The sequence below is a fragment of the Spirillospora sp. NPDC048911 genome (assembly GCF_043198015.1).
In the GTDB taxonomy this organism is placed as follows: Bacteria; Actinomycetota; Actinomycetes; order Streptosporangiales; family Streptosporangiaceae; genus Spirillospora.
The window spans coordinates 241,918-255,492 of the sequence record NZ_JBICUD010000014.1 but is presented as its reverse complement, the minus strand read 5'-3'; the positions used below and the strand labels follow the sequence as shown (position 1 = coordinate 255,492).

12 protein-coding genes are annotated in these 13,575 nt (G+C 70.0%); 8 read left to right on the top strand and 4 right to left on the bottom strand.

The genetic code is table 11. From position 1 onward, the window contains the following. Positions 1-84 precede the first annotated feature (84 nt). The gene (locus tag ACGFNU_RS45760) at positions 85-1,344 is read left to right on the top strand and encodes an MFS transporter (RefSeq protein ID WP_392602967.1); all 1,260 of its coding nucleotides are present in this window, start codon (positions 85-87) and stop codon (positions 1,342-1,344) included. Between the two features lie 8 nt (positions 1,345-1,352). On the opposite strand, the gene ACGFNU_RS45755 is transcribed toward ACGFNU_RS45760, so the two are convergent. Continuing rightward, positions 1,353-2,045: a UdgX family uracil-DNA binding protein gene (locus ACGFNU_RS45755; protein ID WP_392602966.1), complete on the bottom strand. Its 693-nt coding sequence runs from the start codon at positions 2,043-2,045 to the stop codon at positions 1,353-1,355. Positions 2,046-2,145: 100 nt separating this feature from the next. Here ACGFNU_RS45755 and ACGFNU_RS45750 point away from each other — a divergent pair, with 100 nt between their 5' ends. The 3 genes from ACGFNU_RS45750 (at position 2,146) to ACGFNU_RS45740 (ending at position 6,355) form a co-directional block, all read left to right on the top strand. Beyond that, positions 2,146-2,847 carry a metal-dependent transcriptional regulator gene (locus tag ACGFNU_RS45750; protein WP_392602964.1) on the top strand — a complete coding sequence of 234 codons (702 nt, stop codon included), beginning with the start codon at positions 2,146-2,148 and terminating at the stop codon, positions 2,845-2,847. A gap of 132 nt (positions 2,848-2,979) precedes the next feature. Then, the gene (locus ACGFNU_RS45745) at positions 2,980-5,265 is read left to right on the top strand and encodes a SpoIIE family protein phosphatase (RefSeq protein ID WP_392602963.1); all 2,286 of its coding nucleotides are present in this window, start codon (positions 2,980-2,982) and stop codon (positions 5,263-5,265) included. A 106-nt stretch (positions 5,266-5,371) separates the two neighbouring features. Next, complete coding sequence (locus ACGFNU_RS45740) at positions 5,372-6,355, top strand: zinc-binding alcohol dehydrogenase family protein (protein ID WP_392602962.1); 984 nt, start codon at positions 5,372-5,374, stop codon at positions 6,353-6,355. 2 nt (positions 6,356-6,357) lie between these two features. Here the strand turns inward: ACGFNU_RS45740 and ACGFNU_RS45735 are convergent, their stop codons facing one another. Together ACGFNU_RS45735 and ACGFNU_RS45730 are read right to left on the bottom strand one after the other, a co-directional pair. Further along, positions 6,358-7,236: a class I SAM-dependent methyltransferase gene (locus ACGFNU_RS45735; RefSeq protein ID WP_392602961.1), complete on the bottom strand. Its 879-nt coding sequence runs from the start codon at positions 7,234-7,236 to the stop codon at positions 6,358-6,360. 190 nt (positions 7,237-7,426) lie between these two features. Then, positions 7,427-7,585 carry a hypothetical protein gene (locus tag ACGFNU_RS45730; protein WP_392602960.1) on the bottom strand — a complete coding sequence of 53 codons (159 nt, stop codon included), beginning with the start codon at positions 7,583-7,585 and terminating at the stop codon, positions 7,427-7,429. A 203-nt stretch (positions 7,586-7,788) separates the two neighbouring features. Here ACGFNU_RS45730 and ACGFNU_RS45725 point away from each other — a divergent pair, with 203 nt between their 5' ends. The 4 genes from ACGFNU_RS45725 to ACGFNU_RS45710 all read left to right on the top strand — a co-directional run bounded on the left by ACGFNU_RS45725 (position 7,789) and on the right by ACGFNU_RS45710 (position 12,545). Further along, a complete protein-coding gene (locus tag ACGFNU_RS45725; protein WP_392602959.1) occupies positions 7,789-9,825 on the top strand; it encodes an MFS transporter in 2,037 nt (678 codons plus the stop codon). Between the two features lie 136 nt (positions 9,826-9,961). Continuing rightward, positions 9,962-11,107 (top strand): acetyl-CoA C-acetyltransferase, encoded by a 1,146-nt coding sequence (locus ACGFNU_RS45720; protein WP_392602958.1) that lies wholly within the window; start codon positions 9,962-9,964, stop codon positions 11,105-11,107. A 129-nt stretch (positions 11,108-11,236) separates the two neighbouring features. Further along, positions 11,237-12,031, top strand: a complete 795-nt coding sequence (locus ACGFNU_RS45715; RefSeq protein WP_392602957.1) for an enoyl-CoA hydratase/isomerase family protein — start codon at positions 11,237-11,239, stop codon at positions 12,029-12,031. Positions 12,032-12,161: 130 nt separating this feature from the next. Beyond that, complete coding sequence (locus ACGFNU_RS45710; RefSeq protein ID WP_392602956.1) at positions 12,162-12,545, top strand: helix-turn-helix domain-containing protein; 384 nt, start codon at positions 12,162-12,164, stop codon at positions 12,543-12,545. Between the two features lie 67 nt (positions 12,546-12,612). On the opposite strand, the gene ACGFNU_RS45705 is transcribed toward ACGFNU_RS45710, so the two are convergent. Continuing rightward, a complete protein-coding gene (locus tag ACGFNU_RS45705; protein WP_392602955.1) occupies positions 12,613-13,338 on the bottom strand; it encodes an IclR family transcriptional regulator in 726 nt (241 codons plus the stop codon). Positions 13,339-13,575 lie beyond the last annotated feature (237 nt).

The window sequence follows — 13,575 nt, the reverse complement described above, 5'->3', positions numbered from 1 at the left end:
AGGAATGGTCACCGACGATGAGCGAGCGACGTGCAGAACGCAACCGGGCCCTCGGAAGAGAGCAGTGAGCCCCGTTCAGGCTGGATGAGGCGGATCGCGATCGACACGCGTCCGCTCGCCCATCCCGCGTACCGGCGGTTGTGGATGGGCCAGGGCGTGTCGTTCGTGGGGTTCCAGGTCACCGCCGTGGCCGTCCCGGTGCAGGTGTACGACATGACGAAGTCGTCGTTCTGGGTCGGGGCCCTCGGCGTGGTCAACCTCGTCCCGCTGATCATCTTCGGGCTCTGGGGCGGCGCCGTGGCCGACCACATGGACCGGCGGCGGCTGCTCTTCATGTCCTCGTGCGTGACGTGGGTATCGACCCTCCTGCTGCTCGCGCAGGCGCTGCTCGGGGTGCACAACCTCTGGCTGATCATGGCGATCGTCGCCGTCCAGGCCACCGGCTTCGCGGTCTCCTCGCCCACCCGCAGCGCGATCATCCCGCGGCTGCTGGAGAAGGAGCTCGTCCCGGCGGCCAACACGCTCAACTTCACCGCCAGCCAGGTGGGCATGCTCGCCGGGCCGCTCTTCGCAGGCGTGATCCTGGCCACCTTCAGTTACTCGGCCGCCTACGGGTTCGACGCGGTCCTTTTCACCGTCGGGCTGTACGCGGCGTTGCGGCTCCCGCCCGTCCCGCCTCTCGGCGACCTCAGGGGCACGCCGGGCCTCCGTTCGGTGTTCGAGGGCTTCCGCTACCTGGCGACGCAGCCGGTCCTGCTGATGTCGTTCGTCGTCGACATCATCGCGATGGGCGTGGCCATGCCGCGCGCGCTCTTCCCCGAGCTGGCCGACACCCGCTACGGCGGTGACGAGGCCGTCGGCTGGCTCTTCGCCGCGATCGCGATCGGCGCGGTGCTCGGCGGCCTCTCCTCGGGATGGATCGGCCGGGTCCGGCGCCAGGGCATCGCCCTCGTCGCGTCGATCGTGGTGTGGGGCCTGGCGGTCGCCGCCGCCGGGCTGGCCCACAGCTTGTGGCTGGCGGTCCTGCTGCTCGCTGTGGGAGGCGCGGCCGACCTTGTGTCCGCTGTCTTCCGCCAGACCATGCTTCAGACGTACGCGCCGGACGAGATGCGTGGACGCCTCCAGGGCGTCTTCACCGTCGTCGTGGCAGGAGGCCCTCGCCTGGGCGACCTCCGTGCGGGAGCCACCGCCGCCATGGCAGGGGCCACGGTTTCCTGGGTGGGCGGTGGCCTCGCCTGCGCCGTCCTAGTCGTGGTCGCCGCGCTCGCCGTCCCAGCCCTTCTCCGCTACGACACCCGCACCGCGACCCCCGTCCCAGCCCCCGCACCAACCCCCGCCAAGTAAGGCGGCGTCTAGCCGAGGGCGTTGGCTACCTTTTTCAGGTCTTCTACCAGGCCGGCGTACATCTCGTCGCGGTTGTCGGAGCGGAGCACGGCCGACGGGTGGATGGTCGCTAGGAGCCGGGCGCCGGAGTGGTTCTTCTCCTCGGCGTCGGCCTTGGCGGCGGGGGTGCCGAGCAGCTCCAGGTCGGGCATGGGGAGGAGTTCGCCGCGTTGCTTTGTCACGCGGAACGTGGAGCCTAGGAGCGCCTTGCCTGCGGTGGCTCCCAGCGTGACGACTATGTCGGGGTCGAGGCTCTGGAGTTCGGCGATGAGCCAGGGGCGGCAGGCGCGCATCTCCCCGGTGTTGGGGTTCTCGTGGATGCGGCGCTTGCCCTGGTACTTGAACTTGAAGTGCTTCACCGCGTTCGTCACGTAGACGTCACCGCGTTCGATGCCGGCCTCTTCCAGGGCGCGGTCCAGGAGGCGGCCCGCCGGGCCGACGAAGGGCGCGCCCTGGCGATCTTCTTGGTCTCCCGGCTGCTCGCCGACGAGGACGACGTGCGCGCCGGGCGATCCTTCGCCGAAAACCGTCTGCGTCGCGTTCTCGTATAGCGGACAACCTTCGCAACCCGCCGCGGCCCGGCGCAGGGCCTCAAGATCGGTCCGGACCTGCGGATCTTCCGGCAGGAAGGGTTCGGCGTCACGGGAAGATTTAGCGGCCATGGTGTGTTGCTCCATACCCACCGCGAGAGGGATATGTGCAGGCACCGCCTCCGGGCTGTCTGAGCAAGTAGACTCGAGCGCACAAGACTGGAGGGAGCTCGTGACCTCACACGGCCTGATCGACACCACGGAGATGTACCTCCGGACGGTGTTCGAGCTCGAAGAGGAGGGGATCGTCCCTCTCCGCGCGCGCATCGCCGAGCGCCTCTCGCAGAGCGGCCCGACGGTGAGCCAGACGGTGGCACGCATGGAGCGCGACGGGCTGCTGCGGGTCGAGGGGGACAGGCACCTCGAACTGACCGAGTCGGGCCGCCATCTGGCGGTGTCCGTCATGCGCAAGCACCGTCTCGCCGAATGCCTGCTCGTCAACGTCATCGGCCTGCCCTGGGAAGACGTCCACATCGAGGCGTGCCGCTGGGAGCACGTGATGTCGGAGGAGGTCGAGCGGCGCCTGGTGGCACTGCTCGACAACCCGACGTCCTGCCCGCACGGCAACCCGATCCCCGGCCTGGACGAGCTGGGCGGGCACGGCGACGACGCCGAGGCCGCACCGGTCTCGATGATGTCCGACGTGGCGACCGCCGCCGGTGCCCAGGCGATCGTTCGCCGCATCAGCGAGCAGGTGCAAAGCGACAGTGATCTGATGCTTAAACTCAAGCAAATCGGGATACAACCGGGACGCGAGGTAACTCTGCGGAAGACGGACGACGGAGTGCGGGTGACATGTGACGACGAAGCCGACGGCCCTGCGAGCGAGCTGCCGCGCGACATCGCAGAGCACGTCTTCGTCAGCCGGCGCTGACGAGGCTCCGTTGGTGATCGAGTCCCCGGTCTTTTCCGAAGATCTCCGTTCCGGCCCGGCGTTCTGGCGTATCCATGAGGCGAGTTCGTCGTTCAATACTGGGGACGTATATGGATTCGGACGGGCGGGGTCATGAACGACTGGGGGGAATCGCCGTTCGCGGCGCACCTGCCGCCTGAGACCGTCCTCGCCCAGATGGAGATGGCGGTCATCGTCTGTGACCGCTTCAGCAACGTCATCTACGGCAACTCGTTCGCCCGGCAGCTCTTCGGCTTCGGCGGCGACGAGGTGATCGGGCACTCGGTGTTGTCGCTGGGCATCGCCGAAGAAGATCACGAGCAGGCCACCGAGCTGGCCAGGCATGTGCTCAAGGGCGGCGTGTGGGAGGGCACCTTCTGCAACCTGCGCGCCGACGGCACCTCGGTCTACACACGGGCGCACGCGGTGCCGCTGCGGCATCCGTCCGGGGCCGTCGACGGCATCGTGATCTTCGCTCGCGAGGCGCTCCGCAGCAACCAGCGCGAGCAGGACCGCTACGGCCTGCTCGAGCGCATCGGCGAGCGGCTGGCCGGATCGCTGGAGCTGCAGACCACGCTGCGCCGGGTGGCCGACATCCTGGTCCCGCAGTTCGCCGACCACTGCTTCATCGACCTGTTCGACACCGGCGAACGGCAGAACCAGGCGTACGGACGGCTCGTCCGGCGCGCGGCGCGGCACGCGGGCGGCTGGGAGCCCCCGCCCGGCACCTGGGCCGACATCGGCGAGTCGATCTCCTACCCGGCCGGGCACTTCAGCGCCAAGGCGATGAGCCGCCGCGACGCGGTGCTCGTCGAGGACATGGTCCAGCACCGCTACTCCGCGCCGAGCGAGTCCAGCAAGCGGCTCGGCGACGAGATGGGCATCACCTCGGTGATCTCGGCGCCGCTGATCGTCCGGGGCGAGCTGCTGGGCGTCATGAGCGTGGCGCTGTCCAACCTGACCAAGCGTCCCGACCCGCACTACGACGGCTTCGACCGCGACCTGATGGGCGCGATCGCCGGACGGGTCGCGATCGCCGTCGACAACGCGATGCTCTTCGAGGAGGAGCGCGAGACGGCGCTCGCCTTCCAGAAGAACCTGCTCCCCAGCGAGCGGCCGCCCAGGCTCGACGGCCTGCAGGTGGCCTGGCGCTACGAGCCGGCGCGGCCCATCGAGTCGCACGGGCACGGCGTCCAGACCCAGGTCGGCGGCGACTGGTACGACGTGATCCCGCTGTCGGCGGGCCGGGTCGGGCTGGTCATCGGCGACGTCGAGGGGCGCGGGGCGCGGGCCGCCGCGGTCATGGGCCAGCTGCGCGCCGCGATGCGCGCGTTCGCCCAGGACGACAAGTCGCCCGCCGAGATACTGCGCAAGCTGGACGAGTGGGTGCGCACGATGACCCGCCCGGAGCGGCAGCGCTCGGGGTGGGCCCCCTACAACGACGAGATCCGGCCACCGTTGGTCTCCTGCACCTACTTCGTCTACGACGCGTGGTCGCGGGTCCTGGAGTTCGCCAACGCCGGGCACGATCCGCCGCTGCTGATCTCCGACGGCGAGGTCTCGGAGCTGAAGTTCGACAGCGAGGGCGCGATGCTCGGCGTCCGCGCCCCGGGCATGGGCGGCGAGATCATCTTCAACGAGGAGTCCGCCGAGCTCAAGCCCGGCACGACGCTGGTGCTCTACACCGACGGCCTGATCGACCGGCGGCCCAAGGAGAACGGCGAGTACCACAGCCGCGAGGAGGCCCGCGAGATGGTTCGCGCGGCCATCGCAGCGGTCGCCCGCCGTGACGTGGAGACGATCGCGGGCGCCGCCTACGAGGCGGTGCAGGGCGACATCGACGACGACGTGGCCATCGTGGTCATCCGCACCGCCGGCGATGAGCTCGCGGTCGAGGAACGCCTGTTCCCGGCCGAGCCGATCATGGTGTCGGAGGCGCGCCGGATGGCCGCCGACGCGTTCGCCGCCTGGGGCATGCTCGACGAGCAGGCCGAGCTGGCCTGCCTGCTGGTCTCCGAGGTCGTCACGAATGTCGTGCTGCACGCCACGACGACCCCGACCCCGCGCCGCGAGCTGGTGCCCTCCGGCATGCCGCAGGTCCAGTTCAACGCGGCGGGCGACCTCGACGCCGTCTTCGACGAGGACGACTGGAACCTCGGCGCCGACCTCGGCCGCCGCGAGCCCCCCACCAAGGACTTCCGGCTGCGGCTCCGCCGCGGCGAGGACGCGATCTGGGTGGAGGTCTTCGACTCCGACCTGCGGCTGCCCCGCATCCGCAGCGCCGGCGAGACCGACGAGGGCGGCCGCGGCCTCTACCTGGTCGACCAGCTGGCCACCCGCTGGGGCGCCCGCCCCACCGCCGACGGCAAAGCCGTCTGGTTCGAGCTCCCGCTGCGTTGATTGGAGCTCCGGCTCCGCCGGGCTCGCCCGGCGGCCCGGATCTCTGTGCGAGCGCGACGAGGTTGTCGCGGGGTTGACGGCGTAGCTTGGTGGGGTGCGTGCCTGGATGGTCGACAAGCCCGGACCTATTGGTGATGGGCCGTTGCGGCGGATCGAGCGGGACGTTCCTGAGCCTGGGCAAGGTGAGCTGCTGGTTCGTGTGCTGGCCTGTGGGGTTTGCCGGACGGATCTGCATGTCGCTGAGGGTGATTTGGCTGTTCATCTGCCCGGGGTTACGCCTGGCCATGAGGTTGTCGGCGAGGTCGTTGCCGTTGGGGCCGGGTGCCGGACGGGCGTGGGTGCGCGGGTCGGGGTGGCCTGGTTGCGAGGCACTTGCGGGGCTTGTCGGTTCTGTCGGCGGGGTGCTGAGAACCTGTGTCCCTACTCGGTTTATACGGGGTGGGACGCGCACGGCGGGTACGCGGAGTATGCGATCGCCGTGGACGCGTACGCCTATGCGCTGCCGTCTGAGCTCGATGATGTTCGTGTGGCGCCTTTGTTGTGTGCGGGGATCATTGGTTATCGGGCGTTGCGGCGGGCGGAGGTGCCGCCGGGCGGGCGGCTCGGGATCTGGGGGTTCGGTGGTTCGGCGCATCTGGCCGCGCAGATCGCCCGGGCGGAGGGCGCCGCGGTACATGTGTTCACGCGGTCGGCGGCGGCCCGGGAGCTGGCGTTGTCGCTGGGCGCGGACTGGGCCGGTGACTCGTTCGACAGCTCGCCCGTCTTGCTGGATTCGGCCATTATTTTTGCGCCTGCGGGCGGTCTTGTGCCCGTGGCGCTCGAACGGCTCGATCGGGGCGGCACGCTGGCGATCGCCGGGATCCATCTGACCGACGTGCCGTCGCTCGACTACCAGCGGCATCTCTTCCAGGAGCGGCAGGTGCGGTCCGTGACCGCCAACACGCGGGCGGACGGGGAGGAGTTCCTCGCGCTGGCCGCCCGGCTCGGGGTGGCGGTGACGACGCGGCCGTACGGGCTGGACGACGCCGATCGGGCGTTGGCCGATCTGGCGGCTGACCGTTTCACCGGAGCGGCCGTGCTCGTGCCGTGAGCTCAGATCGGCTCGGCGGCCACGTGCGCCCAGTTCTGCGTGAACCAGAGCTCGCCGCCGATGATGCGGGGCTTGGCGCCGGTGCGGGGGCCGCCGTCGACCTCTTCTTCGAGGGCCTCGCGGATCTCCGCGGCGGCCGCCAGGGAGTGGGCCCCGGCGAGCCAGGGCTCCACCGGCCGTTCGACCGTGAAGACGTCCAGCCGCCGGACGTTCGCGCCCGCGCTCGTGATCAGGTCGGTGAGCCCGGCGATCGAGAAGGTGCCGGGGTGGTCGGGGTTGCGGACCCGTTCGATCCAGTCGCGGTCGGCCCCGGCAAGGTTGGTGCGCACCACGTCCGCGATGATCAGGCGTCCGCCGGGGCGGGTCACGCGGAGCAGCTCCCGCAGCACCTGAGCGGGATCGCCGAGGTTGTAGAGGGAGAAGCGGGTGGTGACCAGGCTGAACGTGTCGTCCTGGTAGGGCAGCGCGGTCGCCTCGGCCCGTACCGTCAGGGCGTCGGGCGACTCGATCGGAAAGCCGTCGGGGTCGGTCAGGTCATGCCCGCCCCTGGCCGTCTGCTGGGCCCGTCGTAGCTCGCGGTGGGCGGCGTCGGCCAGATCGCCGGCCGCGTCGGCGATGCGGACGGGGCCGGTGCCGAACTCGACGGTGGGCACCCGGCCGTGGCCGTCGGTACGCCCGGCCCAGGCGGCCGGCGGGGGCGCCGCGTCGACGGCGGTGACATGACGTACTTGGGGCGACAGGGCGGCGGGCATCGGCCCGCGGCCCCGGGCGACGTCGAGGCAGACGTCGTCGTTGGTCGGCTCGGCGAAGTCCAGCAGGCGTCGTACGTGCGGGGTCACCGTGCCGCCGGACTCATGGACCTCGGTCGCGGGGTGCGGCACGTCGGTTCTCCCTCGGCTCAGGTCGGCTTCGCCCTGCGGGATGCCGCTCGGTCTGGCCGTACGCGCGCGCCACCGGCACGACTACGAGCGGGGTCTGGAAGCCGAATTCGTCAGTTATGACTCTCCGGTAGGGGAGAAAGTTCGCCCCTCGGAGGAGAAAATGCCACCGAATCTCATGGGTGAAATCTCCCTACTCGATCCGCTCGCCGAACAGGGCCAGCGTCACCAGTACGAACACGACGAACACCGCGATCCAGGTTGGCACGGGCATTCTCATCCGCTGGGCGGCCCAGCGCACCGCGAATCCGCACAACAGCGCCGTCACGACGAGCGCGATGATCCCTTCCATGGCCACCTTCGTTCCGGGGGGAGGTGCCTGTCCCCGAAACGATACGGGTAAGGCGGCCGGGCGCCGATGGCGTCGCCACGCGGACGGCCGGGTCGGTCACGCGGGCGCTCGCGGCCCGAGCGGATCGGGTGGCGATCACCCTGTGATCTTCCGAGTCCGTTGGGTAGGTCTCCTGCGTACGTCCATGTCATGGGGGGCGCGGGATGACCGCTGAGACAACGGCCCAGAAGGAGAGCAGGTCCATGCCGCAGGGCAGGGACCTCTATGTGATCCTCGGCGCGCTCATGCTCGCCATGTTGCTCGCGGCGCTCGATCAGACGATCGTCTCCACGGCCCTGCCGACGATCGTGAGCGATCTCGGCGGCCTCAACCATCTCTCGTGGGTGGTGACGGCGTACCTGCTCTCGTCGACGGCCTCCACGCCGTTGTGGGGCAAGCTGGGCGACCAGTACGGGCGCAAACGGCTGTTCCAGACCTCGATCGTCATCTTCCTCATCGGCTCGGCGTTGTGCGGGGTCGCCCAGGACATGACGCAGTTGATCGCGTTCCGCGCCGTCCAGGGCCTGGGCGGCGGCGGGCTCATGGTCCTGGTCGTCGCGATCGTGGGCGATGTGGTGCCGGTCCGGGAACGCGGCCGTTACCAGGGCCTGTTCGGCGCGGTCTTCGGCGTCTCCAGCGTGTGCGGGCCGCTGCTGGGCGGCTGGTTCGTCGACAACCTGTCATGGCGCTGGGTCTTCTACATCAACATCCCGATCGGCATCCTCACGCTGATCGTCATCGCCGCCGTGCTGCACGCCACGTCCGTCCGCGAACAGCACAAGATCGACTATTTGGGCACGCTGCTGATCGTGGGCTGGGCGGTCGGGCTGGTGCTGATGACCACCTGGGGCGGCACGGAGTACGCGTGGACGTCGCCGCAGATCATCGGGCTCGGCGCCGGCTCGGTCGTCCTCATCGTGGTGTGGGTCTTCGTCGAGCTGCGCGCCACCGAGCCGATCATGCCGCCGCGGCTCTTCCGGGAGGGCATCTTCTCGCAGAGCTCGGCGATCAGTTTCGTGATCGGCTTCGCGATGTTCGGCGCCATGACGTTCATCCCGATCTTCCTGCAGGTCGTGCACGGCGTCTCGCCGACGATGTCGGGCGTGCACCTGCTGCCGATGATGCTCGGCCTGCTGGTCGCCTCGATCGGGTCCGGCCAGCTCATCAGCGCCACCGGCCGCTACAAGATCTATCCGATGGCCGGCGCGCCGATCGTCGCGCTGGCCATGTGGTTGTGCTCGAACATGGACGAGACCACCTCGACGCTCTCGATGAGCCTGCGGTTCGCCCTGCTCGGCTTCGGGCTCGGGCTGGTGATGCAGGTCCTGGTGATCGCCGTCCAGAACGCCGTGCCGTACAAGGACCTCGGCTCGGCCACTTCGGGTGTCACGTTCTTCCGCCAGATCGGTGGTTCGTTCGGTGTCGCCGTCTTCGGCTCGGTGTTCGCCAACCAGCTCTCGTCCAACATGGAGAGCGTGGTCCGCAAGGGCCAGCTTCCGGCGGGCTTCGACCCGTCCGCCGCCGAGGGCAACCCGAAGCTCCTCGACCGGCTGCCGCCGCAGGTGAAGGCCGACGTGCTGCACGTGTACGCCGACTCCATCCAGACCGTGTTCCTCTGGGCCGTCCCGATCGCGCTGGTCGCGGTCGTGCTGACCTGGTTCCTGCGCGAGACACCGCTCCGCGCGACCGCCGGAGCCAAGGACTACGGCGAAGGTCTCGGGGGCGCGCCCACCGTGCGGTCTTCCCGGCACGAGATCGAACGGGCGCTCAGCGTGCTCATGCGCCAGGACGCCAAGGCCCTGGAGCTGTACGAACGCCTCGGCGCCCTCGCCGGGGTCAACCTGACCGCCGGCAGCATGTGGGCGCTCTGCCGCATCGCCAAGGACGGTTCGGTCCCCGGTGAAGAACTCGCCGAACGCGCCGGCGTGCCCGTCGAGCATGGCCGCCCGTACGTGGATCGCCTGATCAACGCGGGTTTCGTCCTGCGCCAGAGCGGCGACCTCGTCATCACCGAAAGCGGCAGGGTGGCCGCCGACCGGCTCTTCGAGGCGCGCCGCCAGGGACTCGCCGAACATCTGGACGGCTGGTCGCCCGAAGAACATCCGGAGCTCGCCGGGCTCCTCATCAGGCTCTCCCGCGAGAGCCTCGGGGACGACGCCGACGGCAAGGCGATCCATGCCGGGGCCGCCTCCGACGCCTAGCGTCCCGCGTGGGAGCGGGGACCTACCGAGACCCAGGTCACATGGCGTTGCGTCCGCGGGGATGTAATCTCATACTGACTGACCGAATCTCACTCGGTTTCGGGACGGAACCCCAACCCCACCTTTTGGAGGCGCAGTGGCCGAGGCGTACATCGTCGGCGCGGTCCGTACCCCCGTCGGCACCAAGAAGGGTGCCCTGAAGGACGTTCACCCCGCCGACCTCGGGGCCCACGTGCTCAAGGAGCTCGTGAACCGGACCGGGGTCGACCCGTCCGCCGTCGAAGACGTGATCACCGGCTGTGTCATGCAGGTAGGGCCGCAGTCGCTCGACATCGCGCGTACCGCCTGGCTGTCCGCGGGCCTCCCCGAGAACGTGCCCGGCGTGACCATCGACCGGCAGTGCGGCTCCTCGCAGCAGGCGATCCACTTCGCCGCGCAGGGCGTGCTGTCCGGCACCCAGGACCTCGTGGTCGCCTCCGGCATCGAGCAGATGGCGGTCGTGCCGATGGGCTCGTCGGTCGCGATGGCGATGGAGAAGGGCATGCCCTTCCCCTACGGCGACGGCTGGAACGAGCGCTACGGCCAGCAGGAGATCTCGCAGTTCCGCGGCGCCCAGCTGATGGCCGAGAAGTGGGGCCTCTCTCGCGAGGACCTGGAGAAGTACGCCCTGGAGAGCCACCAGCGCGCGGCCAAGGCGATCGAGGCCGGCTATTTCGACCGGGAGATCGCGCCGATCGCCGGTCTCGCCAAGGACGAGGGCGCCCGTCCCGACACCTCGCTGGAGAAGATGGCGGGCCTCAAGCCGCTCCGCGAGGGCTGGGCCCTCACGGCCGCCGTCGCCTCGCAGATCTCCGTCGGCGCCTCCGCGCTGCTCATCGCCTCCGAAGAGGCCGTGAAGCAGCACAACCTGACGCCGCGCGCGCGGATCCACACCCTCACGGTGTGCGGCTCGGACCCGGTCTACATGCTGACTGGCCCGATCCCGGCGACCGAGAAGGCGCTGCAGCGCAGCGGCCTGAAGATCGACGACATCGACGTCTTCGAGGTGAACGAGGCGTTCGCCCCCGTGCCGATGGCGTGGGCCGCCGACACCGGTGCCTCGCTGGAGAAGACCAACCCCAACGGCGGCGCGATCGCCCTCGGCCACCCGCTGGGCGCGACCGGCGGCATCCTGATGACCAAGCTGCTGCACGAGCTGGAGCGCACGGGCGGCCGCTACGGCCTCCAGACGATGTGCGAGGGTGGCGGCCAGGCCAACGCCACGATCATCGAGCGGCTGTAAGACTCTGGCGGCCTGTCCGATGGAACCGCGCCTCCGGCCCGTTCCATCGGACAGCGCCGCGCGCTCGCCGTGGCCGAGCTTCTTGCGTGGTCGGAGAGCCGGTCGTGGTGAGCGGCCATGGAGGGAAGCATGTACGAGGCGATCCTGTACGAGGTGGCCGACCGGGTCGCCACGATCACGCTGAACCGGCCGGACGCGCGGAACGCGCTCAGCGACCAGATGATCGAGGAGCTGCTCGACGCGTTCGGCCGGGCCAGGGCCGACGACGGGGTCCGGGTCATCGTGCTGACCGGCTCGGGCGACCGGGCGTTCTGCGCGGGCGCCGACCTCGGCGGGCTGGGCGCCAAGCAGGACGCGGGCCGCTCGGTGGCGGACGGCGACGCCGTCCGGGCGAGCGCCCCGTACCGGCTGTTCACGGCGTTCCCGGCGCTGGGCAAGCCGATCATCGCGCGGCTGGCCGGGCACGCGGTCGCGGGCGGCCTGGGGCTGGCGGCGGCGTGCGACCTGGTGATCGCCGCCGACGACGTCAAGCTCGGCACCCCCGAGGTCAACGTGGGCCTCTGGCCGATGATGATCATGGCCATCATCAACCGGAACGTGGCGCCCAAGCAGGCGTTCAAGCTCTACTACACCGGCGCCCGGATCACGGCCGAGCAGGGGCGCGAGATCGGCCTGGTGACCGAGGTCGTGCCGCGCGCCGAGCTGGACGCCCGGGTGGCCGAGCTGGCCGGGACGATCGCGGCCAAGAGCCCCGTCGGCCTCCGCATGGGGCGCGAGGCCTTCTTCGCCATCGAGGGCCGCCCGCTGGAGGACCAGGTCGCGCACCTGCTCGGCGAGCTGGTCGTGCTGGCCGGGACCGAGGACGCCAAGGAGGGCATCACGGCCTTCCTGGAGGGGCGCGAGCCGGACTTCCAGGGGCGCTGACCTCGTCCGGAAGGCGCGGTGGCACCACCATCCGAGCGCGGCGGCACCATCATCCGAGCGCGGCGACACCTCCGTCCGACCATCGGCGCCTCCGCGATCCGCGGGCGCTCGCGTGGTTGAGTGATCGACCATGCCCGTGCTTGCGAGCCCCGTGCTTGAGCGAAGAGCCGCGCTGCCCGTCGACGACGAGCACGCGCCGCTGTACTCCGTGGGCCAGGTCGCCGCGATGTTGCAGCTCCGGCAGGCGTTCCTGCGACGCCTCGACGAGTACCAGGTGGTCTGCCCTCGCCGGACGCAGGGCGGCCAGCGACGCTACTCCCGGTTCGAGATCTCCCGCGTGCAGTACGTCGTGGAGCTGGTGGGAGAGGGCATGACCCTCACCGCGATCCGCCGCGTCCTGGACCTGGAGCAGCGCGTCCGCGAGCTGGAGCGCCGCCGGGAGGACGACGCCCGCCGCATCCGCGAACTCGAAGCACGCCTGCGCGGCCGTCGCGCCACCGTGCCGCCCATGTGACCCGGCCGAGCCGACCGTAGGCCGCGTGGTCGGGCGGGTTGGTAAGGCAGCGTGTTCTGGCGGGCGATCAGGCGATGGTGAGGCTGAGCGTGCGCTGGATGCGCGCGGCGGTGGCCTGCATGCGGTGCGCGGAGGCCTCGATCTTGGGCAGCTTGCCGGGCCGGCAGGAGATGGCCAGCGCGCCGACGACGCTGCCGGTCGCGTCGGTGACCGGGACGGCGGCGCAGCCGGTGCCGATCGCGTACTCCTCGTGGTCGAAGGAGATGCCGGACGGCTTGGCGAGCGCGCGCAGGAGCTGCTGCCGGTCGGTGATCGTGTGCGGGGTGAGGTCGACGAGCGGGTGCCGGGCCAGGTAGTCGCGGCGGCGCTCCTCGTCGAGCTGACGGAGCATGCACTTGCCGATGGCGGTGGCGTGCGCCGCGTCGTCGAAGCCCACCCAGAGGTCGACGCGGGGCGTGCGGGGGCCGTCGGCGATGTCGACGATGCGGATCTCGTCGTCCTCGTGCATGCCGAAGTAGGCGGCGACGCCGAGCTCGTCACGCAGCGCCATCAGGGTCGGGCGGATGCGGGCGAGCAGCTGCTGGGTCTTGCTCTGGCCGTGCAGGGACTGCACCCGGTCGCCGAGCACCCAGACGCCGTCCGACAGCCGCATCGCATAGCCCTCATGGGCGAGGGTGCGCAGGAGGTGGTAGGTGGTGGCCAGGGGCAACCCCGACTCGCGGGCCAGTTGCTTGGCGGGCGCCCCATTGGGATGCGACGCCACCGCCTCCATCAGGTGCAAGGCACGTTGCACTGAGGCGATGAGAGTAGGTCTCCGTGTCTCATCCATCACGCACAGCGAACCCCTCTGGCCTCGTCAGGTCAAGGCCTTTCGTGATACTGGCTCCATTGGATCACTTCCGGAGTGCCTTCGCGTGGGGTTTACAAAACTCGACCGGCGAATTCAGAGCGGGTGGAACGGTCCTTTCTTGCGCCTTTCCGAGTGGCACGGACTTTGTTCTCGCAGGCAACATTGGTCACCTGAAACGCA

Coding starts and splice junctions, on each gene's coding strand:
- ACGFNU_RS45740 (WP_392602962.1), top strand. CDS start 5,372: ATGGTCGACAAGCCCGGACCTATTGGTGATGGGCCGTTGCGGCGGATC.
- ACGFNU_RS45725 (WP_392602959.1), top strand. CDS start 7,789: ATGACCGCTGAGACAACGGCCCAGAAGGAGAGCAGGTCCATGCCGCAG.
- ACGFNU_RS45710 (WP_392602956.1), top strand. CDS start 12,162: ATGCCCGTGCTTGCGAGCCCCGTGCTTGAGCGAAGAGCCGCGCTGCCC.
- ACGFNU_RS45715 (WP_392602957.1), top strand. CDS start 11,237: ATGTACGAGGCGATCCTGTACGAGGTGGCCGACCGGGTCGCCACGATC.
- ACGFNU_RS45730 (WP_392602960.1), bottom strand. CDS start 7,585: ATGGAAGGGATCATCGCGCTCGTCGTGACGGCGCTGTTGTGCGGATTC.
- ACGFNU_RS45745 (WP_392602963.1), top strand. CDS start 2,980: ATGAACGACTGGGGGGAATCGCCGTTCGCGGCGCACCTGCCGCCTGAG.
- ACGFNU_RS45755 (WP_392602966.1), bottom strand. CDS start 2,045: ATGGCCGCTAAATCTTCCCGTGACGCCGAACCCTTCCTGCCGGAAGAT.
- ACGFNU_RS45760 (WP_392602967.1), top strand. CDS start 85: ATGAGGCGGATCGCGATCGACACGCGTCCGCTCGCCCATCCCGCGTAC.